21 protein-coding genes are annotated in these 23,243 nt (G+C 39.4%); 5 read left to right on the top strand and 16 right to left on the bottom strand.

The annotated features are described in order from the left end of the window. Nucleotides 1-197 precede the first annotated feature (197 nt). From AM592_RS02170 to AM592_RS02155, 4 genes are all read right to left on the bottom strand, one after another. Nucleotides 198-1,736 carry a bifunctional GNAT family N-acetyltransferase/carbon-nitrogen hydrolase family protein gene (locus AM592_RS02170; protein WP_053602255.1) on the bottom strand — a complete coding sequence of 513 codons (1,539 nt, stop codon included), beginning with the start codon at nt 1,734-1,736 and terminating at the stop codon, nt 198-200. 57 nt (nt 1,737-1,793) lie between these two features. Further along, nucleotides 1,794-2,447, bottom strand: coding sequence for an HAD family hydrolase (locus tag AM592_RS02165; RefSeq protein ID WP_053602254.1), 654 nt, complete (start codon nt 2,445-2,447; stop codon nt 1,794-1,796). Between the two features lie 106 nt (nt 2,448-2,553). Next, the gene (locus tag AM592_RS02160; protein WP_053602253.1) at nt 2,554-2,979 is read right to left on the bottom strand and encodes a CBS domain-containing protein; all 426 of its coding nucleotides are present in this window, start codon (nt 2,977-2,979) and stop codon (nt 2,554-2,556) included. A gap of 72 nt (nt 2,980-3,051) precedes the next feature. Continuing rightward, nucleotides 3,052-3,411, bottom strand: coding sequence for a DUF5365 family protein (locus AM592_RS02155; protein WP_053602252.1), 360 nt, complete (start codon nt 3,409-3,411; stop codon nt 3,052-3,054). 109 nt (nt 3,412-3,520) lie between these two features. Between AM592_RS02155 and AM592_RS02150 the strand changes: the two genes are divergently transcribed. Then, nucleotides 3,521-4,420, top strand: a complete 900-nt coding sequence (locus AM592_RS02150; RefSeq protein WP_053602251.1) for an RluA family pseudouridine synthase — start codon at nt 3,521-3,523, stop codon at nt 4,418-4,420. Nucleotides 4,421-4,518: 98 nt separating this feature from the next. On the opposite strand, the gene AM592_RS02145 is transcribed toward AM592_RS02150, so the two are convergent. The 3 genes from AM592_RS02145 to AM592_RS02135 all read right to left on the bottom strand — a co-directional run bounded on the left by AM592_RS02145 (nt 4,519) and on the right by AM592_RS02135 (nt 9,384). Next, nucleotides 4,519-5,091 (bottom strand): class D sortase, encoded by a 573-nt coding sequence (locus AM592_RS02145; protein ID WP_053602250.1) that lies wholly within the window; start codon nt 5,089-5,091, stop codon nt 4,519-4,521. An 85-nt stretch (nt 5,092-5,176) separates the two neighbouring features. After that, nucleotides 5,177-5,767 carry an NAD(P)H-dependent oxidoreductase gene (locus AM592_RS02140; protein ID WP_158320283.1) on the bottom strand — a complete coding sequence of 197 codons (591 nt, stop codon included), beginning with the start codon at nt 5,765-5,767 and terminating at the stop codon, nt 5,177-5,179. Nucleotides 5,768-5,853: 86 nt separating this feature from the next. Next, nucleotides 5,854-9,384, bottom strand: coding sequence for a CheR family methyltransferase (locus AM592_RS02135; protein ID WP_053602248.1), 3,531 nt, complete (start codon nt 9,382-9,384; stop codon nt 5,854-5,856). Nucleotides 9,385-9,572: 188 nt separating this feature from the next. Between AM592_RS02135 and AM592_RS02130 the strand changes: the two genes are divergently transcribed. Continuing rightward, complete coding sequence (locus AM592_RS02130; protein WP_053602247.1) at nt 9,573-10,211, top strand: spore coat protein; 639 nt, start codon at nt 9,573-9,575, stop codon at nt 10,209-10,211. On the opposite strand, the gene AM592_RS02125 is transcribed toward AM592_RS02130, so the two are convergent. Both AM592_RS02125 and AM592_RS02120 read right to left on the bottom strand, forming a co-directional pair. Further along, nucleotides 10,212-11,138: a collagenase gene (locus AM592_RS02125; protein ID WP_053602246.1), complete on the bottom strand. Its 927-nt coding sequence runs from the start codon at nt 11,136-11,138 to the stop codon at nt 10,212-10,214. Nucleotides 11,139-11,296: 158 nt separating this feature from the next. Continuing rightward, complete coding sequence (locus AM592_RS02120; RefSeq protein ID WP_053602245.1) at nt 11,297-11,851, bottom strand: YhcN/YlaJ family sporulation lipoprotein; 555 nt, start codon at nt 11,849-11,851, stop codon at nt 11,297-11,299. 158 nt (nt 11,852-12,009) lie between these two features. Between AM592_RS02120 and AM592_RS02115 the strand changes: the two genes are divergently transcribed. The 3 genes from AM592_RS02115 to cspB all read left to right on the top strand — a co-directional run bounded on the left by AM592_RS02115 (nt 12,010) and on the right by cspB (nt 14,542). Then, entirely contained in the window at nt 12,010-12,282 is a 273-nt protein-coding gene (locus tag AM592_RS02115) for a hypothetical protein (RefSeq protein WP_053602244.1), read from the top strand. A 340-nt stretch (nt 12,283-12,622) separates the two neighbouring features. After that, nucleotides 12,623-14,044, top strand: coding sequence for an NAD-dependent succinate-semialdehyde dehydrogenase (locus AM592_RS02110; protein ID WP_053602243.1), 1,422 nt, complete (start codon nt 12,623-12,625; stop codon nt 14,042-14,044). Nucleotides 14,045-14,341: 297 nt separating this feature from the next. Then, entirely contained in the window at nt 14,342-14,542 is a 201-nt protein-coding gene (gene cspB, locus AM592_RS02105) for a cold shock-like protein CspB (protein ID WP_003155376.1), read from the top strand. A gap of 182 nt (nt 14,543-14,724) precedes the next feature. Here cspB and AM592_RS02100 read toward each other — a convergent pair whose 3' ends face one another. From AM592_RS02100 to AM592_RS02070, 7 genes are all read right to left on the bottom strand, one after another. Then, nucleotides 14,725-15,672 (bottom strand): ABC transporter permease, encoded by a 948-nt coding sequence (locus tag AM592_RS02100; RefSeq protein WP_053602242.1) that lies wholly within the window; start codon nt 15,670-15,672, stop codon nt 14,725-14,727. Then, nucleotides 15,665-16,591: an ABC transporter ATP-binding protein gene (locus tag AM592_RS02095; protein WP_053602241.1), complete on the bottom strand. Its 927-nt coding sequence runs from the start codon at nt 16,589-16,591 to the stop codon at nt 15,665-15,667. Before AM592_RS02095 ends, AM592_RS02100 begins: the two co-directional genes overlap by 8 nt. A 2-nt stretch (nt 16,592-16,593) precedes the next feature. Further along, nucleotides 16,594-17,298 (bottom strand): ABC transporter ATP-binding protein, encoded by a 705-nt coding sequence (locus tag AM592_RS02090; protein WP_053602240.1) that lies wholly within the window; start codon nt 17,296-17,298, stop codon nt 16,594-16,596. Beyond that, nucleotides 17,295-17,669, bottom strand: a complete 375-nt coding sequence (locus AM592_RS02085; protein ID WP_053602239.1) for a GntR family transcriptional regulator — start codon at nt 17,667-17,669, stop codon at nt 17,295-17,297. Before AM592_RS02085 ends, AM592_RS02090 begins: the two co-directional genes overlap by 4 nt. A gap of 4 nt (nt 17,670-17,673) precedes the next feature. Then, nucleotides 17,674-18,453 carry a hypothetical protein gene (locus AM592_RS02080; protein WP_053602238.1) on the bottom strand — a complete coding sequence of 260 codons (780 nt, stop codon included), beginning with the start codon at nt 18,451-18,453 and terminating at the stop codon, nt 17,674-17,676. 100 nt (nt 18,454-18,553) lie between these two features. Next, nucleotides 18,554-19,723 (bottom strand): sporulation protein YhbH, encoded by a 1,170-nt coding sequence (gene yhbH, locus AM592_RS02075; protein WP_053602237.1) that lies wholly within the window; start codon nt 19,721-19,723, stop codon nt 18,554-18,556. A 228-nt stretch (nt 19,724-19,951) separates the two neighbouring features. Continuing rightward, nucleotides 19,952-22,984 (bottom strand): efflux RND transporter permease subunit, encoded by a 3,033-nt coding sequence (locus AM592_RS02070; protein ID WP_053602236.1) that lies wholly within the window; start codon nt 22,982-22,984, stop codon nt 19,952-19,954. Between the last annotated feature and the right edge of the window lie 259 nt (nt 22,985-23,243).

Raw genomic sequence — 23,243 nt, 5'->3', positions numbered from 1 at the left:
AAAATTGAAACAGTTGCAATCCAAGGTAGATAGAATCAGAGTGTGATGCTTAAAATCTATCAATCTTTGCGATCCCGCATGAGTATTTTGTTTATCGGCGATTTTCCGATTATATCGGCGAAAATAAAAATATATCGACGTTTCGACACAATCTGACACCAATACAAAAAAAGACGGAACTGTACACAGTTCCGCGCTTATTTTTTGTAATTAATCCTGTAAATATCATGTCTTCTATCTTTCAGCTGGCGGACGGTTCCATCCTGGCGCTGCCGCCTCAAGATTTCTAAATCAACATCTCCGATGACAACCATTTCGATATTCGGATTGCATTCTCCAACGATGCCGTCTCTTGCAAATTCAAAATCGGAAGGGGCAAAAATTGCAGATTGCGCGTACTGAATATCCATGTTTTCTGTTTGCGGCAAATTACCTACTGTCCCGGATATCACCGTATAAATTTGGTTTTCGACAGCCCTTGCCTGTGCGCAATATCTGACTCTTAAGTACCCTTGGCGATCTTCTGTACAGAAAGGAGTAAAAATAATTTTCGCGCCTCGATCTGTCGCTATGCGGGCAAGCTCAGGAAATTCAATATCATAGCAAATTTGAATCGCAATCCTGCCGCAGTCTGTATCAAACACCTTCACTTGGTCTCCGGCACTGATTCCCCACCATTTCTGCTCGTTCGGAGTAATATGAAGCTTATATTGCTTCTCAATCGTTCCGTCTCTTCTGAACAAATAGGCAATATTATAGACTTTCCCATCCTCTTCAACAAAGTGGGAGCCGCCGATTAAATTGATATTGTACTTTACGGCTAAATCAGTAAATAGTTTGATATAGTCCTCTGTATACTCAGTGATTCTTTGGACAGCCCTGCTTGGTGACCGTTCTTCCAGAAAAGACATCAGCTGGGTTGTGAAAATTTCAGGATAAACGGCAAAGTCGGAGCCCGCGTCTGACGCTACATCGGCGTAGTATTCCACTTGGTTTGCAAATTCTTCAAATGAATAAATCTGCTTCATCTCATATTGAATGACACAAATTCGAACTGGAAATGCAGTTTTAAAATACCGCTTCGATTTCGGATGATAATCCACGTTGTTCCATTCCATTAAAGTTGCGTAGCTATTTGAAGCTTTATCATCCGGAAGATAGTTCGGATTGATCCTCATAAGCCTGAATTCATTCATCAGTTGAAACGATAAAACCGGATCATAAATTTGTTGGCGAATGACTTCATCTACATATTCTCTCGGAGACATTTCATTTGCATACTTATGGTATTTTGGGATTCGTCCGCCAATAATAATGCTTTTCAGATTTAACCTTCTGGCAAGATCCTTCCTTGCTTCATAAAGTCTGTGTCCGATCTTCATTCCTCGATAATCAGGATGCACCATAATTTCAATGCCATACATATTGTAGCCTTCTGGATTATGATTCGTAATATATCCGTTATCTGTAATGTCCTGCCACGTGTGCCGATCGTCGAACTCATCAAAGTTCAATAGCAGGCTTGAGCATGATCCGATAATTTCCCCTTCAAACTCCGTACAAATTTGACCTTCTGGAAAATGTTCAATATGGCTCTCCAAATGTTCGATTTTCCATGGCTCCATCCCGGGGAAACAGAGGGATTGCAGCTTAATAATATTATATATGTCTTTTTTTTCAATTTGCCGAATGATCACTTTCTTTTCAAATCGTTTAAGATCTAGTTTTTCTGACAACCTCGTTCCTCCTTATATCATTTCGTTTATCCTCCCACCAATGTTAGAAGGTTCATTTTAACGTAATGTTTCGATCAGTTCCTTTAATTCCATTTCTGCCATAGACTCCAGCCGATGGTCAAATTCGCCGAATTCCAAATCCTTAGTGACACTGTTAGGGACGATGACACATTTCATACCTGCTCTTTTGGCTGCCAGCAAACCGTTGACTGAATCTTCAAAGACTAAGCATTCGTTCGGATCGACTCCTAAGCAAGCTGCCGTCTGCAAGTATAGCTCGGGATTGGGCTTCACTTCTTCAACGTCATCCGCTGTACGTATGCATTCAAAGAAATCATAAAGCTTAAGGCTCTTCAAATAATCCGACACCCATTTATAATCAGAGCTTGATGCCAAACCGATTTTTAGCCCGAGATCTTTTGCTACTAGCAAATAGTCTTTGACGCCGGGCCGTTCGATTTGGGACTCCATTTTTTTAAAATAACGGGTCCTGCGTGATTCCGTAAAGGAATCAAGGTCCAGCTTCGTTTTTGCTTGTTCTTGTAAATAAGTGAAGGGATGAAAATCAGAAATCGTGCCAACTACCTTTCCCCATACAGAAAGAGGAAGAGTCGCGCCGTGTTCTTCAAATATTTCCTGAAGAACTTCGTACTCTGCTGTTTCCGTATCTAAAATAAGTCCATCAAAGTCAAATATTACAGCTTTAAACATCTAGACCCTCCTTGCTTGCTTCTTAATAAAATATACCCTACTTTTATTCACATTCAAAATTATTTCTAAAGAAAAAGCCCGCCTATAAAAAGGCAGGTCTTTATGGTTACTGAGCATTTTCATGATCGGATATGTTTGACAGAGCCTCTCCGGCAGAATTGTTCGACATCTGGTTGACAGATAAGTCGCCCAGTGCGACGATTCCGATTAAATGATTGTTTTCTACAATCGGAAGCCTTCTGATTTGCTTACTTGACATAAGCTCCGACGCTTCCTCAAGGCTCATATCCGGGTTCCCTGAAATGATGTCTGATGTCATCACTTCTGAAATAGGCGCATTGTTTTGGTGATCTCCGGCGATTGATCTTGTTGTAATATCACGGTCGGTTATCATACCTTTTAACACACCGTCATCTACAACCGGAATTGCTCCAATTTTATGCTGATCCATTAATTCAGCCGCTTCCTTCACTGTTTGGTTGGAAGATACTGAAATTACGTTTTTTGACATAGATTCACTTACTTTTGTCATCTATAGCACCCCTTTCATGCTATAGTATGTACGTAACCTCGAGTAATATAGAGGAAGTTGAATCCATTTGGGTTAATGAATATGCTGTTTTCCGCTATGTATGCTTTCACTGGAATATGGAAATTGTAATCCAAAGGACCGAAGCTTGTTGAAATTCCACTCCAACCGATGGAGGTCAAGCTCATTTGAATTTTGCGGTTCGCAGTTTTCTTCGAGCAAAATATAAATTGTTTGCAGGCAAGAGATGATTTGCAAAGCCTCATCCATTGTTCCATTATACTGGCTTTCCGATAAATTGAGCACCCCTTGCTTTTTAAATGCAGCTATTTCATTAGCCGTGTAGCTACGTGTGAATATATGTGAATAGAACTTGCTTATCATTTCCTCAATGTATTTTTGCTGCTCTTCTGTCGCAGCGATTACAACCTTCATAATGGTACGCCTGCCTTCCGTCTCTAATTCGTTTAAAGGATAGCATACATACATAGACAAAGTAGAGAGGTAAGTGTTTCCTTGCCATTCAATGAAAGGAGAGAAAAAAATGCAACAAATTGGAAGAAGCATCTATTTCGCTGTTTCCGAGAAGGATGCAGGGTCGATGCTTTTTACTTTTCTGGCAGCTCAAGCCTGTGCTTCCAAAAAATTAATTCAATACTGGATTGCTAATCGAAAAATTAAGCAAAACCAATCATTTGTTAGTCATAATGCCCAACTGAATGAAAACGACAGCATTTCAATTGATTTTTATGAAAATGAGCCATTTGATGTTGTGCCTGAATATGGGGATCTGCCTGTATTGTTTGAGGATGACCACTTGATTGTTATTAACAAGCCGGCGGGGCTGGCAACCCATCCGAATGAAGCCGGACAAACCGGAACTTTAGCCAATTTGATCGCCTTTTATTTTCAAATGAATGGCGAAGAAAGACGCATTCGCCACGTCCATCGTCTTGACCAAGATACATCTGGCGCTATTGTGTTTGCCAAGCATCGCCTGGCACTGGCATTATTGGATCAACAAATGGCCAAGAAACAGATAAAGCGAACCTACCTTGCCATAGCAGAAGGCAAGCTAAAGAATGCCAGGGGGAAAATTGATCAGCCGATCGGGCGTGACCGCTATCACTCTGTAAGAAGACGGGTGTCCCAAACAGGTCAATCCGCGGTCACAAACTTTATCGTTAAGGGTTATGACGAAAAAAAGGACCTTTCGCTTCTCGAGCTTCAGCTGGACACAGGAAGAACTCACCAAATTAGAGTCCACAGCAGTTTCATCGGTCATCCGCTGGCTGGTGATACATTATACGGAGGGTCTGAAAGGTGGATAAAAAGGCAGGCGCTTCACTCCGAAAGCATAAGCTTTATCCATCCAATCACTAAGGAGGAACTTTTCATCCATGCGCCTCCTCCTAAAGACATGGACACGATTTTTTTAATATAAGAGATATTGCACATGAATTTCAAAAATCACAGGTACACCATTACATTTACAAAAGTTGACCTGAAGAATCATCCCTTTTCTTCGGTCAACTTTTTAACCTATTTCCGTTCTGCGTATATGATGTATCTTTCAGGAGCATTGCCAACATAGGAAAATGGATAGCACGTCGTTAATATTAGTTCTTCCTTCTCATGTTGCAGAGTAATGACAGAGGTATCATTCTGGTCGACAATTTTCGTATCGGTAATTTTGTATTCGAAAGTCCCATAGGAAAGCTGAATTTTCAATGAATCACCGATTTCCAGTTCTCCCGTCCGCCGGAATACTGTATCTCTATGCCCAGACATAACAATCTGGCCGTTCTGGTCGGGATAAAAGCTTCCTTTGTAATGGCCGACTCCTTTTTCAAGATCATCGGGATCAGTCCCTTCAACGATCGGAAGCTCCGTTTCAAGACGAGGAATGCTCAGTATCCCCACAGCATCACCCATAGTTGGAGTAAAGGATTCAACTGTGTTTTCCTTGCCGGACGGTTTATTAATGACTTCTTTTGCTTGAGCCATTGATTCACCTGTTTTAATATTTCCATCAACGATCTTCCATATTCCATAACCTGCAAAAGCAAGGCCGCAAGCAATTAACAAAAGGGAAAAGACTTTCATTTTTTTCATGTCAAAGCAAGTCTCCTATGTAACTTTTTTCTAAAGTATACCAAAAGAGAAGGCACAGAAATAGCAGGAAAATGTAAACTTTATATTATGATTCCTTTTGGAGAAGATTTATAATCGGTTCAACCTCAAGCAGCATTTTTCTTCGTTCTTCATGATCTATAAAAGGGACGGAGTAGAAATATTTATGAATGATGACTTCAATGCCGCATCTAGCAAGAATGCCCAGATCAATCGAGTTTCCCATTGATTTTACGAGCTGAAGCTGTTTCGCAATTTTCTCAGGCTGGCCTGTTGTTTGAAAAATAATTGCTCTTTTATCGTTCAGCAAACCGTTCAATCCATCTTTTGTCATATTAAATGCGAAGCCGTTTGTGAAGACCCTGTCAAAATACCCTTTTAAGATGGCAGGCAAGCCTGACCACCAGGTGGGAAAAATATACACAAGCAAATCAGCATCAATAATAAATTTTTGTTCCTCAAGAATTTCTTGCTCGACTTCTGATTGAGAAAAGGTCTGGTAATTATCCTTCATAAGGACGGGATTAAACTTTAGCTTGTACAGATCCCTCACGCAAACATTGTAATTTAACTCCTCCAGATAATGCGTGACACGATCCAAAAGAGAATAATTAAAGCTTGATGGATTAGGGTGTGCGATGACAATTAACGTGTTCATGCCTGCATCCTCCTTTTCCATAGTTTCATAAAAAAAATTAAAATTATGTATAAAAAGAAAGCCGCAGCGGATCCATGCGGCTTTTCTTACAAGCAAGGAAGGTAAATTTTCACTGTTGTCCCCTGGTCTTCTTCACTCTCAAAAATGATTTCTCCTTTATGGCTTTCAATGATTCTCATTGTAACCATCAGACCAAGCCCTGTTCCTTTTTCTTTCGTTGTATAAAAAGGTTCACCAAGCTTATCAAGAAAATCCTTCGAAATTCCCTTCCCTTGGTCTTTAATCATAATCAATACACGGTCTTCTTCACCCTTCGATTGAATCAATATTTCACCTTCAAGCTCTTCCATTGCCTCGATTGCATTTTTTAAAATGTTTAAAAACACCTGCTTGAGTTCGGATGGAACTGCACGAACCTCATTTACATCCTGGCAAAGCGCTTTTGTTATACGAACGCCCTTAAGCATTGCCTGTGCTTCTAATATCAAATAAACATCTTCGATAATGTCGTTCACACATATAGTCTCAAACTTGGATGATTTGGTTTTGGATAAAAATAAAAACTCATTGATAATTGACTCCAGCCGAATAAATTCCGATTGCATTACCTCTGCATATTCCTTGTGATACGTATTGCTTTGAATCATAAGCTGCAGAAAGCCTTTTAAGGATGTCAGCGGATTTCTGATTTCATGGGCAATTCCTGCTGCCAGCTGTCCGATAGCAGAAAGCATTTCTGATTTCATCAGCATTTTTTCCGAATTCTTTTGATGGGTAATATCCTCTGCGACCCGCATAATTTGCTGGATATTTCCTTCATTATCCTCGAGAGTAATAAAGGAAACCTTTTCCCATAAGTCTGTGCCGTTTCTCCCTTGAGAGTATTCTTCGCCGGTCCAGCTTTTATGTTTAAGCACATGGTCCCAATGGTCCTTAAATTCATGTACTTTGAAGGAATTTTGATAAATATCAAATATGTTTTGTCCAATGATTTCAAATTGCTCTTTTCCTAAAATCGAACAGAAATTAATATTGACGTATTTAATTCTTCCACTCGGAGATGCAACCACAATGCTTGAATTGCTGTGTTCAATCCTATGTGAACCAACTTGCAAGGCTTTGTTTGTAGCTTTAAGATCAGTTATATTGACTAAAAGAATGACAAGTCCGTCCGCTTTGGTTCCATTTGACAAATTCGGAATCATTTTGACAATATATATGTCCTTATTGTCAGCTTCCACCTCTTTTTGAATCGTTTTCATCTCGTTTAATGCCTTTTTCGCGTCGTCAAGAAACTCGCGATAATTTAACCGGCTGGCAATGTGGTAAATAGGTCTTCCAACATCACGGTCAATTAAATGAAAAACATTTGCTGCTTCAGAAGTAAATAGTTTAATGTTGTATTCATTATCCAAGAAAACAGTTGCGATATTAGAGTTTATCAGCATTTTTTCCATTTCACCCGCGGTTGAGGAAAGCTCTTCAATCTTTTTCTCGAAATTTCCATTTACGGTCATCAAATCTTCGTTTACAACCTGAAGTTCTTCATTTGATGTTTGGAGCTCTTCATTGTCAGCGATTAATTTTTCGTTGGTGGATCGAAGTTCATCATTTGAAATTTCAAGCTCTTCTATTGTTGTTTGCAGCTTGGAGTTTGTTTCGTTAATTAACATTTCTAATTTCTGAATACAATGATTCGGATAAATTTCCTGATCTAACATCAAAAATTCTTTTTTATTCGTTTTTATTCCTTCCAATTCTTTATGAATAAACAATACGTATAAAGGATAATGACGCACATTGAATTTGAATCTGCGGACTGTAATCTCAACAAATACGGGAGCGCCATTAATCGTGACCTTAATATGATTACGTCTGATTTCTGATTTATGATCTTTGATTTTCTTCAAGGCTGAACTGATTGGGACAGATAAATCGGCGGATAGCCTACTATAGATGCTGTTCGATGGACTGCCAGCCGGAGTCTTTAAAAACTGACTCGCATTTGGAGAAGATGCAATAATTTCTTCTTGATCATTGATAATCAAAAAAGGGTTCAAAAATTGATCGATTAGTGAGAGATACAGTTCATCCAATTGCAGATTTTTTCGCTCATCTATATTTTCAAACGTATTGGCCAACGCTTTCCCTGCTTCGAGAGCGTTTAGATGAAAGCGGTTCCGTTTTGCTTTCTGATCATAAAATGAGTTTTTGAATATTTTCCATTTCCAATCTACAGGCTGATAAACTTCGGACTGATTACCGATAGTCTCACTGGGTCCAAGAACTAATAATCCTCCATCACAGAGAGAAAAATGGAACAAAGAAAGCGCCTTTTCCTGCAATTTTCTTTGAAAGTAAATCATTACATTACGGCAGCTGATGAAGTCCAAATTAACAAAAGGGGTATCTCTTATTAAATTGTGGGGAGCAAAGATGATGTGATTACGCAGAATTTTCTTCACTGAATAGCGCTGCCCTGTTTTGTCAAAATATTTTTTCAGCCAATCGGATGGAATCGAAGAAACCTCATTTTCTGTGTAGCTTCCTTTGCTCGCTTTTTGTATTGACCTGCGATTAATATCGGTTGCAAAAATTTGTAAATCTATGTCCAATTTACGCTTTTCAAGCTCTTCACTAAAAAGGATGGCATACGAGTAAGCTTCTTCACCCGTCGAACATCCTGCTATCCATATTCTGCAGGTTTGTTTGTCTTTCTTTATGTTGTTTTCAATAATCTTTGGAATATAAGTCTTTCTCAGTTGATAAAAAAATTCTTCATCTCTGAAAAAGTGTGTAATCCCGTTCAATAAATCGTCATGCAGCCTTTGTAATTCTTCTGGATGATCCAATATAAAAATCATATATTCATCTAATGTCTCTAACGGATGGCCAAGTAATTTCATTCTTCTCTCAATACGGCGGAGTATACTTTTTTTCTTATACATCGAAAAATCAACTCCATTTTGATTTTGAATTTTATACAGGATTTGATCTATTGCCCCCTCTGAGAATGAATCATAATCATCCATTGATTCATGCAGCTGATTAATATATCCGGCTATGTTTTCGGGAGCCGCAAAAACATTGGCAAAAGAGTACATTGATGCCCCAGCAGCATCCTGCACGGTACTGAATCCATTGTACTGATGAACGATCTTCAACCCTTCAAATCCGTCTCTCTCTTTACCGGGCAGAACGATTGCAATTGCTTTTTCTTTTTGAGTTTTCGCAAGAGATTTTAAAAGTACATTAATTGGAAAGTGATTGTTTTCAATGATGGTATAAGGAGTAAGCTTTATTGTTTTATTTTCAAGAATCTCAACATAATGTTCTGGGGGACTGAGGTAGACCGTGTTTGCCATAATGGCAGAACCTTGTTCAGCCATTTCCACATTCAGCGAAAGGTATTTTTCCATCAGGCTGGCGGTAAATCCTTTATGTTTTACAGAGGGTGTTTGGACAACAATGTATGAAAGACTGTGTAGCGGCTTAACATCCTTAAAATAGTCAAATAGTGCATCGAGTCGTTCAACCGAAACCCCGATACCAATAATTATAGAAGAAGGTGTTAGTTTTTGATTTTCCGGCATAAAGTTCAAAAGTTCTTCATGCATAATTCCACCCGCCCATATTAAATTATTTGCTCTACCAATTCGTCAGGCAATAAAAAAAACCTTCCAAAAAAAACGGAATAATTACTATTACCTATAAACTTTTTTTTGCCTTATTTTAGTAGGAATACTTCCGTAGGAATTTTCCTACAATATTCATGTTACTCTCTTGAAAGGTGGAATATGACAAAATGCAGCAGCAAAATCAGCAAATAAACATGAATCAACAGAATATGCCTATGAATCATGGCGGACATGAGGTTTTTGATTTACAAGAAGTGTTGTCAGGTATGATAAGTGTACTGGATCAATATATAATGTTCAGACAATACGTAAAGGATCCGGAGCTTCTCGACATGTTGGACCGTCAATACCAGTTTATCTCAAATCATTATAACATTACGGTTGAATGCTTCAAAACAGGAAGGAAACCTGCCCAAGAAACTTCAACCTACATGATGAAACAAGATCGCCAAGTCACATATGGAATTAAGGCTGCCCAGCCAAAAAAACCTTGCCAATCATTATCTGAAGTAAAAGACGCAGGACTAAGCGGCCATATGCTTGGATTAATCAAATCACAAACTACCATGCTAACCATGGCAGCTCTTGAGTCAACCAATCCTGTCGTGCGAAGAGTTGTAGCAGATCAAATTCCAAATTATATTGAAATGGCCTACGAAATCTTTTTGTATCAAAATAAACATGAGTATTACCAAGTCCCACAGCTTTCACCAGAGGATATGCAAAAAGCAACCGCCTCTTTTGCCCCTGCAAACGGCAATCCACAAATGCCGAACGCAGGCTCGAATCAAGGAACCTTGCATTAACTAAGAAACGGCATCAAGATTCATTTCTTGTGCCGTTTTTTCTTCTGTAGAATATTCTTGTATAAATAATTTTTCAAAATCCTTCAAAGATTCATTCGTAGCCTCTTGAAAAGCTTTATTAAAATCTCCGTTCGTCCTCGTTTCATTAATAATGGAAAGTAAAATGTCTTCTCCAAAGCTTTCCACAAGCTCATTAATCATATAGTAGCTCTGCAAATAAATATCAGTTGAATAATCAAACCGGGAATTTTGCCAATCTTCGTCGGTCATTAATTTTTCAAAAGGCACAGGAGAAAGATCCATAGGCTCCAACTCAATTTCATAATTTGCTATCCACTCCGCAACCCCTTCATGAAACCATAACGGCATTTCCTCCGGGTCCACATTTATTTCCCTTAATTTTTGATGGAGAGCATAATGCGTATATTCATGAATAAGGATACGTTGATATAAATATACAGAAAACTCTTCTTCTGAGGCCAGTTTTTCCTTTTCTTCCGGCAAAAGGCCGATTAGCTGATTTTGCTCGGAATAAAACCCGGAAATATCCCGCAGGTTGGAGAATCTCTCCATCTGTCCCCTATTTTCAAAAAAAATTAAATCAAGAGTATCATCTTCAGGAGGATGATAGTCTAATAGATTTCGATTTACTTCAATTGCATAATCAAGCGTTTCCTCTGTTAATGGAAGAATATCCTCTTCCTCTTCTGAATAATACACATTAACATGCTGATATGGAATCATATCAAGTGATTCCTTAATTTCCTCTTCTGTATAAGATTCCTCTAGAAACGATATTGTTTCATTAACCAGTGCTCCTTCGTCCGTAAATGCCGCCAACAGAATTGGAAGTGAGGCAAGAATTATGTGTAAAACTGCTCCCGTTAATAAGATTATAACTGCTGTTACTTTTAAGAACTTTTCCAATTCAACACCCCGTTTACAACGAACAAAATATATGGTTAATCTTTATTGTATACCCAAATTCAAACAATTGATATTCCCTTTCTATATGATTTTATGATGGATGAAGCAGTTTTGACAAAAAAATCCCTTCCACGTAAGTGAAAGGGAAAGCAAAGATGTTATTCAGCTGTAGGAAAAACTCTGCGTACAGTTTCTCCAAACTCATCAAAGAATCCTGCAATCGGTTCTCCTTGGTTGATCCGATTTCCGTAATCCTGCATGCGATCAAAGAAATCCGGATTCGCTGAGACGTAAACGTTATTGATGCTCTCGTCGGTTGATTTTACTTTATCAGAAATTTTATTTTTTACATCATCTGTAATATTTCCTTCTTTATTTCCTTCTAAAGCTACGGCAACAAATGCGTTATTTTCAGTAACGATAACTGTCGCGTTTTCGACGCCTTCCACTTCATTCACTTTGTCAGCAGCTTCATCGGCAACCTTCATTTGGTTATCTTCATTTTGGTTACCTTGATTTTGGTTACCTTGATTTTGGTTATCATCAGCCATATCATTGCCCACGTTATCCGGTCTGTTCATATCCCTGTAATTTACATTTTCATAAGGATTGTTGTCCCGTCGTCCGTTATCCCCTGCATTATTCATTCCACAGCCGGCAGTGAGGATAAATGGTACTAAAATAGCTGATAGCGCTAATTTTTTGTTTATCATTAGTTAACCTCCTTTTCGTATTTAGGATTTTCAGATTCCAGCTTTTTTATGCACAATATTTCAAATAAAGCTGCAGTATAAGATCAATACAAATGGTAAACATAAAATTCAACGGGGATTTCGGATGAAGTTTATGCCAAAAAAAGGAGGCTGAGATTTTGATTAAAAAACGGTCAGGTTTTAACCAGTTACCGCTCTTACTTACAACTATTGCTTTTATTGCTGCCATGTCTCCTGAAGCAAGAAAAGGAGCAGCAAAAGCCTATTCTTGGCTCGAAGGCAAAGTAAATGGATTACGTACAGAAGCAGATTTGAAAACGGTTAATATTTCATCAACCAACCCCATTCATGTCAGCCCGGAGATCATGAATGTTGTAAATGACGAACCTATTCTTCACATGGTTGATGAAATAGAAGAAAGCTTGCATTAACCGTTTATAACCGAACACCTCAAATTTACTCCCGGTTACCTTCCTTATTCCTAACAAATTAACTTCATGCACCTTCCGATGTAGCTACTTTGCAAATAATGGATAAGGAAGGAACTGTATGTTTTGAAAAACAAACTTCCCAAAAAAAGATTACTTTAACCTGTTGCCGGCTGACTATGATTGCATTTTCAAGGATTGCACTGACTTGGAAATTGCAAGAAATCACATGAATTTTACTTATTCCTTTTCATTGACATTCCCTTTGAATTCTACTACTTTAGCTCTATACGAAATATTCTGATTTCATTATCGGAATTAAATAAGTAGTGGAGGGATTTTAATGAAGCCTCTTTATATCAACGGTGATTGGGTCACAACAAAAAACAAGCTATCTGTACATAATCCTGCTACCGGCGATATCGTTTCAGACGTTGCCTTTGGAGGAAAGGAAGAAGCGCAGTCGGCAGTTGATGCAGCTGATAAAGCGTTTTTAACATGGTCAAAAGCGACTGCAAAAGAACGCTCAGAAATTTTAAAAAAATGGTTCTCACTCATACAAGATCACAAAGAATCCATCGGCCGTCTAATGACTAGTGAGCAAGGAAAGCCGCTGCCAGAAGCGATTGGCGAAGTAGAATATGCTAACAACTTTGTGGAATGGTATGCGGAGGAAGGAAAGCGTGTATACGGTGATATTATTCCTGCTTCTTTTAAAAACAAACGCATTTATGTGACTAAACAGCCTATCGGAGTCATTGCAGCGATTACTCCTTGGAATTTTCCAGCAGCAATGATCACACGAAAAATTGCTCCCGCCCTTGCAGCAGGGTGTACTGCCGTGATTAAGCCGGCTGAAGAAACTCCTCTTACTGCCCTCAGGCTTGCAGAACTTGCACATGAAGCGGGAATTCCAAAAGGTGTCCTAAACGTAGTTTTAGGAGAAGCACAGGAAATAGCTGAAGTCTGGCAAAAGGATCCTCGTGTACGAAAAATCTCATTTACCGGATCGACCGAAGTGGGAAAAATTTTAATGCGCGGCGCCAGTCAAACAGTGAAAAAAGTCTCTTTTGAGCTTGGCGGCCATGCGCCCTTTATTGTTTTTCCAGATACGGATCTAGGTTTCGCTGTCAACGGGCTTCTTAAATCAAAATTCAGAAATGCCGGCCAAACCTGCGTCTGTACAAACCGAGTGTACGTACATGATTCAATCTACGAACAATTCGTCCAAAAAACGATCGAGAAAATTGCAGGCCTTAAAGTCGGAAGCGGATTAGAAGAAGGTGTTACGATCGGTCCCCTTATTAATCATGAAGCGAAGAAAAAGGTTCAATCCCATATAAAAGATGCAGAGGAAAAAGGAGGTCAATTGTATTATCATAATAACCAAACGATCAATGACGGTGATTTGTTCGTTCCCCCAGTAGTTATTTCGAACGCAAACGATGATATGCTCTGCATGAATGAAGAAACCTTTGGACCGGTTGCTCCAATTGCCAGATTCCAAACGGCTGATGAAGTGATCAAGCGAGCTAATGATACTCCTTATGGACTGGCAGCCTATTTATACACGGATAATTTAAGCGATGCTATTAAAGTAAGTGAAGGCTTGGATTATGGCATTATCGGCGTCAACGATTCTCTCCCTTCAGTGGTTCAAGCTCCTTTTGGAGGAATGAAAGAAAGCGGAATCGGCCGGGAAGGCGGATACTACGGAATAGAAGAGTATCTGGAAACAAAATACACATCGATTAGAATCAGATAAAGTGAACCTTTGATCAGGGGAGATTGCAATTCGCATTGAATATGCTAGTGAAGGCGTTGCAAATGGAAATCTTGCCCCCATAATAAGGGATAAATTATACAGAAACGCCTAGAAATTTTTCGAAAAAATTACCGATAATAGTTGAATTTCTGACAAATTCCTGATAAAGTAAAGTTAATTATTTTTGTTCGAACTATCTTTAAAGAAGAAAGTTTTGAAAGAGTTTTCGTCTTGGAAGTTTGTTTTAGAGCAAGAATAGTGAATTTAAGCGTTATGATCGCTTTAGGAGGAAATTTCATGCTAGAAGGTAAAGTAAAATGGTTCAATTCTGAAAAAGGTTTCGGTTTCATCGAAGTTGAAGGTCAAGACGATGTATTCGTTCACTTCTCTGCTATTCAAGGCGAAGGCTTCAAAACTTTAGAAGAAGGTCAATCTGTTTCTTTCGAAATCGTTGAAGGAAACCGTGGCCCTCAAGCTGCTAACGTTACAAAAGCATAATTTCAGATTAATCCATATGAAAAGACTCCCGATTTCGATCGGGAGTCTTGCTTATTTACTCTTTTCTTTTTCCTTTTTCTTTTCCCCAGTAATTACAGCAGCCACTCCTCTGAGTAATGACACTTTTATCGAAACCAAAGACCAAAAGCCCATATGAACTCCCCTATAGACAGCCTGCTTTGTTAAGCTGCAACGTCTCTTTTGGTAAACACAGTAAATGCCAAAACAATAAAGATAATAAAATAGATAATCAGCATGATAATGGAGAAACCAAGAGTCATTCCTTCTATTAACGGGGTTCCATCAAAGTATTGTGTCAGATCCGTGTTGGCAAACAGACTGTATTTCGCCCAATCAAATCTCATAGCAAGCAATCCGGTTACTGTGCCTCCCAAGACAAGGAGAAAGATGCTGATCCCGCTAGCCAAAGAATTGTTTCGAAATACTGACGAAATCATAAAAGCCATTGTCGAAAGCATGAAAAGGTCGATGGAATGCAGGCAATAGTTCGTTATTAAATGCAGAAGCATGCTTTTTTCTTGAACCGAGCCGTCATGATAAGCTAGATAAGGTGCACTCTCACCGCCTGTTCCAAAGAAAATAAGACCTACAATCGCTGTACTGATAAATAGAAACGCAAGCATCGCTACGGCAAATGTCAAAACCGTTATATACTTCGATAGTAATAGCTTAAAACGACCGATCGGCCGAATAATTAATAGTTTAATCGTTCCCCAGCTGAACTCGTTTGCAACCATGCCTGAAGCAATGATGATCGTAAACAATCCAACCAGCGTTGTAAAGCCCATCGTATCAGTTAAAAACGACCAGACTGTATATTCTCCCTCTGGAGGCAGATTATTTTCAATTCTGTACTCATTAATAGCAATCGTTTTTTGGTAGTTTTGTTTTAAGAGAGAATTTGAATCACCTACCTCTTTAAGAGCCGTATTCATCTCTTTATTCTGCTCTGTTAATTGCTGTTTCCAATTCGGATTTGACTCAGCTTGATCAGTTGTTCTGTTCATTATTCCAAAAGCAATGACCGAAACGAGAAGCAATCCTGCCATGACAATCGTTCCGGGACGTTTGATAATCTTTATCCACTCGTTTAGTATCAGCTTATGCATGAGCTTTTTCCTCCTTACTCTCTGATGTCATCTCAAGAAAACGATCTTCAAGCGTTTTGTTGACCCGTTTTATTTCATATAGTCGGACATTTGCATTGACCAGATGGTAAATTAAATCCGGAATTGCTTCTTTAGAGGCCTCGACCTGAATACCGTTTTCAGTATGTAATGGTTCAAGGGCGCCAAACATTTCTGCAGCTTTGTATGCCTGCTCAGGATCATCGGCTAGAATCACTAACGTTTCTTTTTGATCATTCGTAAATTCATGGACATTCTGGATATCTAGTAATTTACCATTTTTTATTATCGCAATCCTGTCACACATCAGCTCCATTTCAGAAAGCAAATGACTGGATACAATAACCGCTATTCCTTTTTCCCGTGCCAGCCTTCTTAAATAATCACGAATTTCTCTGATTCCGGCAGGATCGAGCCCGTTTGTCGGTTCATCAAGGATTAATATTTTTGGGTCATGAAGCAAGGCCTGAGCAAGCCCGAGCCGCTGCCTCATACCAAGTGAATAGGTTTTTACTTTGTCATGAATCCGCTTCTTTAAGCCAACCAGCTCAACAACCTCATCAATTTTTTCCTTAGTCACTCCTTTTGTCATACGGGCATATTGTTTTAAATTTTGATAGCCTGTAAGAAATTTATAAAGCTCCGGATTTTCAACAATGGCACCGATGTGAGCCGCCGCTTTTTCAAAATTTGCAGCGATGTTGTCACCGCAAATAATAATCTCGCCTTCAGAAATTTTCATATGACCAACCATCATTCGAATCGTTGTTGTTTTCCCGGCACCATTCGGTCCAAGGAATCCGAAAACCTCACCGGCATTCACTTCAAAATTGAGCCGATCAATAATTCGTTTTCCTCGAATCACTTTTGAGACGTCTTTTAACTCTAACAGCTTTGCCATGATCATTCTCCTTTGTTTTGAAATATTTCCTTCAGCCAATCCTTCACACAAAGATCTTCTTCTTCCCTAACCCGTTCGACGTTTTCTCGCGCCGCAATTTTCCCGTTTGCTATGACAATGACCTCGTCAAGCAACAGCTCAATTTCGTCAATCTCATGGGTTGCGATCAGCACTGTCTGCTTTTCAAGGTCAATGTGGCTAATCAGAATCTTCGCAATTGATTCCCGAACCATAGGATCAAGACCTGAAAACGGTTCGTCAAGCAAAAGGAAGGGAGCGTCTCTGGAGATTGCAAGCACGAGCTTTAATCTACCGCGATTTCCTTTCGAGAGCTTTTTAATTTTTTTGTTTCCGTCTAATTTCATTAGGTTCAAAAGCTCATTTGCCTTTTGCCGGTCAAAGTCCTGAAACTGGGTTTGATAAAATGAAAGCATATCATTTACTTTGAATGGCTCATAAAGCATATCAAGCTCCGTCGAATAGGCTACCCTCTCACTAATTCTGCGGGATACTGCTTGATCCTCTACAAGTATCTCCCCTCGATCCGGAAAAACAAGTCCCGAAATGATCTTCAGAAAGGTCGATTTACCGCTGCCGTTCGGACCTAGCAATCCGTAGATTTTTCCCGGTGTAAGAGAAAGTGAAACGTGATCAAGAGCATATTCTTTTCCGTACTTTTTAGTCACCTGCTTCAATTCGATACTCACTCTGGATTCCCCTTTTTCAAAAAAGCTTCAAGCCCTTCCAGCATTTCTGCTTGTGTTAAACCAAGCTCCTTAAGCTGGTTGACATATTCCTCTGTCGCCTCGTTTTTCATCTTTTCCTTTAGATCGAGAATGATTTGATTATTTTCTGCAAGAAACGTGCCTTGACCGCGCCTAGTCTCCACGATCCCCATCCTTTCCATTTCACTGTAAGTCCGCTGAATTGTATTCGGATTAACACCGGTTTGAATCGCCATCTCTCGGACAGAAGGCAGCTTATCGCCCTGCTTCAATTCTCCGCGTACCACCTGTTTAAAGACCTGCTCGGCAATCTGCATATAGATCGGCTTTGACGATGAATAATTTTTAGCCATAGCTTCACACCTCAACGTGCTTATTTAAAAGCCTGCAGGATACATAGAGCAGAATGACACTTAAGAGAACATAATAAATAATCGGAATAACGGAAAACTTTACTGTCATAACATCCATCGACCATCCGGAATTCTTTTCATAAAGAAAGGCAAAGTTTGTTTTGATTGGGATCACCCACTGATCAAACAGCGATAATTTTTTCGAAACATGAGCAAGAAGCGATTCCGTCATATTGTAGAGAATGAAAAGAACTAAAATAATCAGCGCTCTAACTTTTTTTAAGATCGGAAATTTTTTCAGTGATGAATAAATCGACCAATAAAAGATAACCCAAATCATCAACATGATAGATCCTGTTAAAACTGCTAAATTGATCAACAACATGTCATTTATCGTAACGATACCGTTATCGATGATTTTCGGATTAACAAAGAATGTAATTACGAACCAATTCTGCAAAAATAAAAGGATTTGTGAAAGGATCTGGCAAATAAAAGTAACCGTCATTTTTGACAAAACCAATATGTAACTGCTTTGCGGATTATGCAGCCATAGCTGGCTTTTCCCTTCCTTTTGCAGCTGGTAATACATCAAACACGCTGAAAAAAAGCTTTGGATTATAAGAGACGTCACGATAAAGCCAACCATCGCTAATGGTTCATTTATATATTTGGAAAATCCGTAGAATAAAGCCAAAAGGATGAACGAGGCAGCGATCCATAAAACTAAGGCAGATCGTGCCATCTTGAAATCCTTTCGGACGAGCCCTCGAAAAGCAATCAAGCAAAAACCTCCTAACAATCATGTACTAGTGTTCTATTTAGATAGTACACTAGTACACAAAAAATGGCAAGAAAAAATCCTTCTTACTTGAAGGACTTTTTTAAGCAAGCTTCGCGGCTTCTTCTTTATAAAAAAAGCTTTTTAACGCTTGGAACACATCGGATTTTTGTTTTAGGATATAGTATTTGAATTTTTCATCATTTATATTTTTATAGGCCGACATGAGAGTTGAATGGCGGTTATACTGATTGACTTCGCCGTAGCAAAACAGATTGGTTTTTTTCATAAGCTCGTTGACAAGCTTGACGCACCTGGCATTATCTGATGTTAAGTTATCCCCATCCGAGAAATGAAACGGGTAAATGTTGTATCTGGCCGGATCGTATTTTTGATCTATGATTTCTAATGATTTTCTATAAACGGAAGAACAAATCGTACCTCCGCTTTCTCCCTTTGAAAAGAAATCCTCCTCAGGAACAACCTTAGCCTCTGTGTGGTGAGCAATAAATTCTATTTCTACCGTTTCGTACTTTGTTCTAAGAAATCTGGTCATCCAGAAAAAGAAGCTTCTGGCCATATACTTTTCCCATACACCCATACTTCCACTTGTATCCATCATCGCGAGAACGACGGCTTTTGAATCAGGCTTTACAATTTCGTTCCACGTCTTATATTTGAGATCTTCAGGATAAATCGGATAAAACGAGCGATTACCCGTCATTGCGTTTCTCTTAAAAGCGGAAAGCATCGTACGTTTCTTATCAATGTTTCCAGTTAACCCCGTCTTGCGAATATCATTAAATTCTATATCTTCAACAACAATATTGTCTCTTTCTTTTTGCTGCAAATTCGGGAGCTCCATCTCTCTGAAAAGAGCCTCCTCTAAATCCATTAGCGACACTTCGGCTTCATAGTAATCTTCGCCTGATTGATCTCCTGCCCCTGATCCTTTTCCGGCACCCTGCTTTTTCTCTGCACCGTCACGTGCCACCACATCACCAATCTGACTATCCCCATCACCCTGCCCGACATGTTTGTTTTTGTCATAGTTGTATCTGATTTTATACTCATCAAGTGAACGAATTGGAATTTTTACGACGTCTCTTCCGTTGGACATGATAATGCTTTCCTCTGTCACCAAATCAGGCAGATTGTTTTTTATAGCTTCCTGAACTTTTTCCTGGTGACGTATTTGATCATCGTAGCCTTTACGATGGAGGGACCAGTCTTCTTGGGAAATTGCAAAATGGCCATTATCTTCATGGGTCATGATTTCCCCTCCCTTTGCACCCTTTTTTGGTAGTTATACATACGTATTCCAGTTCACTGCTTTATATGAAACAAGTTATGAGAAATATTTATTTTTTATCTTATGCAAAAGTGGAATACTGTTGACAAACAATTTAGACAATAGGACAAATTATGCTTTTGTCCGAAAAAGCAAAAAAATGCAGCTCATGCCTTAATGCTGCATGAGTTGCATTTATAAATCGTTCTTTTATATACTGATTCTTGTTTTCGTTTCTTCAAGCGCTTTTCGCTCACGTTTTGACTTTTTGAAATACAGCAGTTCATAAATTACTGGAACGACTATAAGCGTTAATACGGTCGACACGCCAAGTCCTCCGATAACAACAACCGCCAGGCTTCCTGAGACGAGATTTCCAGATTCAGATTCTTTGAACAGTAACGGAAGCATCGCACAGATTGTGGCAACTGCTGTCATGATAATCGGCCGCATACGTACTGACGCAGCTTCTACCAATGAATCTCGAATGCTCATGCTCTCCTCATTTTGCTTCACACGGTCAAGCAATACAATTGCATTGGTCACGACTACTCCGATTAGCATCAAAGCCCCTAATAGCGATGTCACATCGACCGGAATTCTCGTAATAATCAAAGCAAGTATCGCACCGATCGCAGCGAGCGGCAACGAGAAAAGAATAGCTATTGGCGTACGAATCGTTTTAAAGGTTACGACCATGATGACAAATACGATTGCGATCGAAGCCAACATCGTAATAAACATATCGCTGAAATCGCTCGATTGATCTGCGCTTGCCCCGCCGACAAGCACTTCCGTATCATCAGGGAGATCGATCCCTTCTTCTGTATTATTGCCAAAGATGGCTGTTGAAATTTCTGCCGAGATATCAGAAACCTGTTTTGGATCAACATTTGCTGTAACTCTTACATATTGTTCGTTGTCCTTATGATAGATATTAGTCGGTTCTTCTTCTTTGGTTAAGGTTGCGATATCAGATATGGACGCCATACCCGTTTGAGTAGCAACCGGCAGATCTGCCAGGTCTTTTTCTGTTTTCGGATCGAATAGCGGCTCTACTTTTACGTCCGCTTGCTGGTCATTCACTTCTACTGTCCCGATTGGTGTTTGATTGAGAAGCGTACCTGCTTGCTGAACGACTTGGTCCGTTGTCGTTGCACCCGGTTTTACGGCAAATGAATAGACCGTCTTTTGATCCTCCTGATTTGAAGTTACTTTTTCGATTCCTTCAATCCCATCTATCTTGTCTTTAATCGTAAGCGCAACCTCTGACAGAGTCTCTGGATCGTCTCCGAGTACATCAACCGTAATCTCTGTTTGCCCTCCGCCCATCATGGAAGCTCCTGTAGCACTAAGCTGTGCTTCCGGGTATTGATCTTTTTCATCCGTAATGTTTTGCAAAAATTTCTCTTCATCCGTTCCTTCTTTTAAGGTCACCATAAATTGCGCTTGAGTTGGTGAACTGATTTGACCATACGATGCAGAGTCATCTGAATTACCCAGTTGAAGATAAGCATGTTCTACTCCTTCTTGCTCCAAGATATGCTTCTCAAGAGTCAAAGCGCCATCCTTTACATCCTCAATTGGTACTTCGTTTGGATAATCGAGAGTAGCTACCACGTAGTCATTTTTTGTCTTTGCTATAGAACCTTTCGGAAGAACCATATAGGCGCCGATCGAACCGGCAAACAAGACGAAAGCAGTTCCAAGGACAATCAGTTTATGACTTAACGACCAGGTCAAAAAACTTCCGAATCGTTTGGACGGTATGTGCTCTTTCAGTTTGCTGTTTTTTAATAAACCCGCACTCATCAAAGGAACGACCGTCAATGCCACGAGCAGGGACGCAAGCAGTGAATAGGTAATAGTCAAGGCAAATGGGAGAAGCAAGTCCTGTAGTCCTCCGTTGACTAACCCCATCGGCAAAAATACTGCTACAGTTGTTAAGGTTGATGCTGTAATGGCACTCCCTACTTCTTTTGTCGCGTCGATGATCATGGAAACTGAAAATTTTTCATTCTGCGACTTTCTAAAAATATTTTCAATAACAACGATACTATCATCTACGAGCCTTCCGACGGCAACTGCCACTCCGCCTAGGGTAAGAATATTAAGCGTGACACCCGAGACGGACAAAAGAAACAGAGTAAGTCCGAGAGATAAAGGGATCGACACGATCGTAATGAATGTAGATTTAAGATTTCGCAGAAAGATCATAATAACAATAGTAGCGAATAGAGCTCCAAGAAGCACTTCATTCATCATGCTGTGAACAGACGACTCAACCGTATCGGCAGTTTCCAAAATTACATTCGATTGCAGCTCGCCTTTATTATCTTCATTGATTTTATCACTTAATTCGTTTACTTTATGACTGACTGTAACAGCATTCGACTGACTGTCTTTTGTTACGACTAAGATTAGTCCGCCCTCGCCATTAATCCTTGTGAGCGAATCTTCCGGCTTTTTGATTTCAACGTTAGCTATATTCTTTAATGGCACTGATGGTACAATTTCAGCATTCTTTAATTCATCAATATTATTTACCTGCCCTACTACTTTTACATTCGTCGATCTTCCATCGATATTTTTTTCACCAATGGAAGCGTTTAGGTTCTGGCCTTGTAAAAGCGTCATGATTTGCTCAACCGATACATTGCTTTCCTTCATTTTTGTTTCGTCTAAAGTAACAGAAACATAGTCTTCAGCCACACCCATCGTTTGAACAGATGCAACACCCTCTATGTCCTTAAAAAGAGGAACGATTTCTTCTTCGGATTTTTTAATGTTTTCGCTTGTCAGACTGCCTTCAAACGATAAAGATACATATGAGACAGGGATCATTGATGTATTTAATTGAGAAATTGTAGGTTTAGACACATTCTGTGGAAGGGTCAATGCATTTAACAGATCCTCCACCTCAGCTTTAGCTTCCTTCATGTCCGTTTTTGCTTCCAGATGTACCTGTACATTTGAAAAGGAATCACCAGAGGTAGATAAAATATTCGTTTTGCCTTTTACACTGTCCAGGGCCTGCTCGATCGGATCGGTAACTTCACTCTCCATCGTATTTGCGTCCATTCCCTGTCCTGTAGTAATGACAGAAACCATCGGCATATCGGTTGAAGGGAAAAATTCCATCGGCAGCCGTATGTAACTGATGATCCCCATGACGAGAATGATAATTCCCATAATCCAGACAGCCGCCTTGTTTTTAAATGACCATTTTGTAATCCATGACATTATTGCTTACTCCTTCCAATTAAAAAATTTTTAGGTGAATTTAGTTTATGAATCCTTTATTACCCATCTAACTATAGCTAATTAAAATTTAAGACAACATTAGTTTCAGGCTGATTTTAGATCGGTCTAAAGTCGTATCTTTAATAACAGGACAATAAAAATCCCGCACCTTGTGTGCGGGATTTGACCGAGAATATACGGGGAGATTGGACTTTCGCGAGGTTTTAGGACTAGTTTGGGGATTATTCGACCCGAACTC

This window comes from Bacillus gobiensis (assembly GCF_001278705.1).
Taxonomy (GTDB): Bacteria; Bacillota; Bacilli; order Bacillales; family Bacillaceae; genus Bacillus; species Bacillus gobiensis.
The sequence above is the reverse complement of the archived record's forward strand: the minus strand, read 5'-3'. Positions and strand labels throughout refer to the sequence as shown.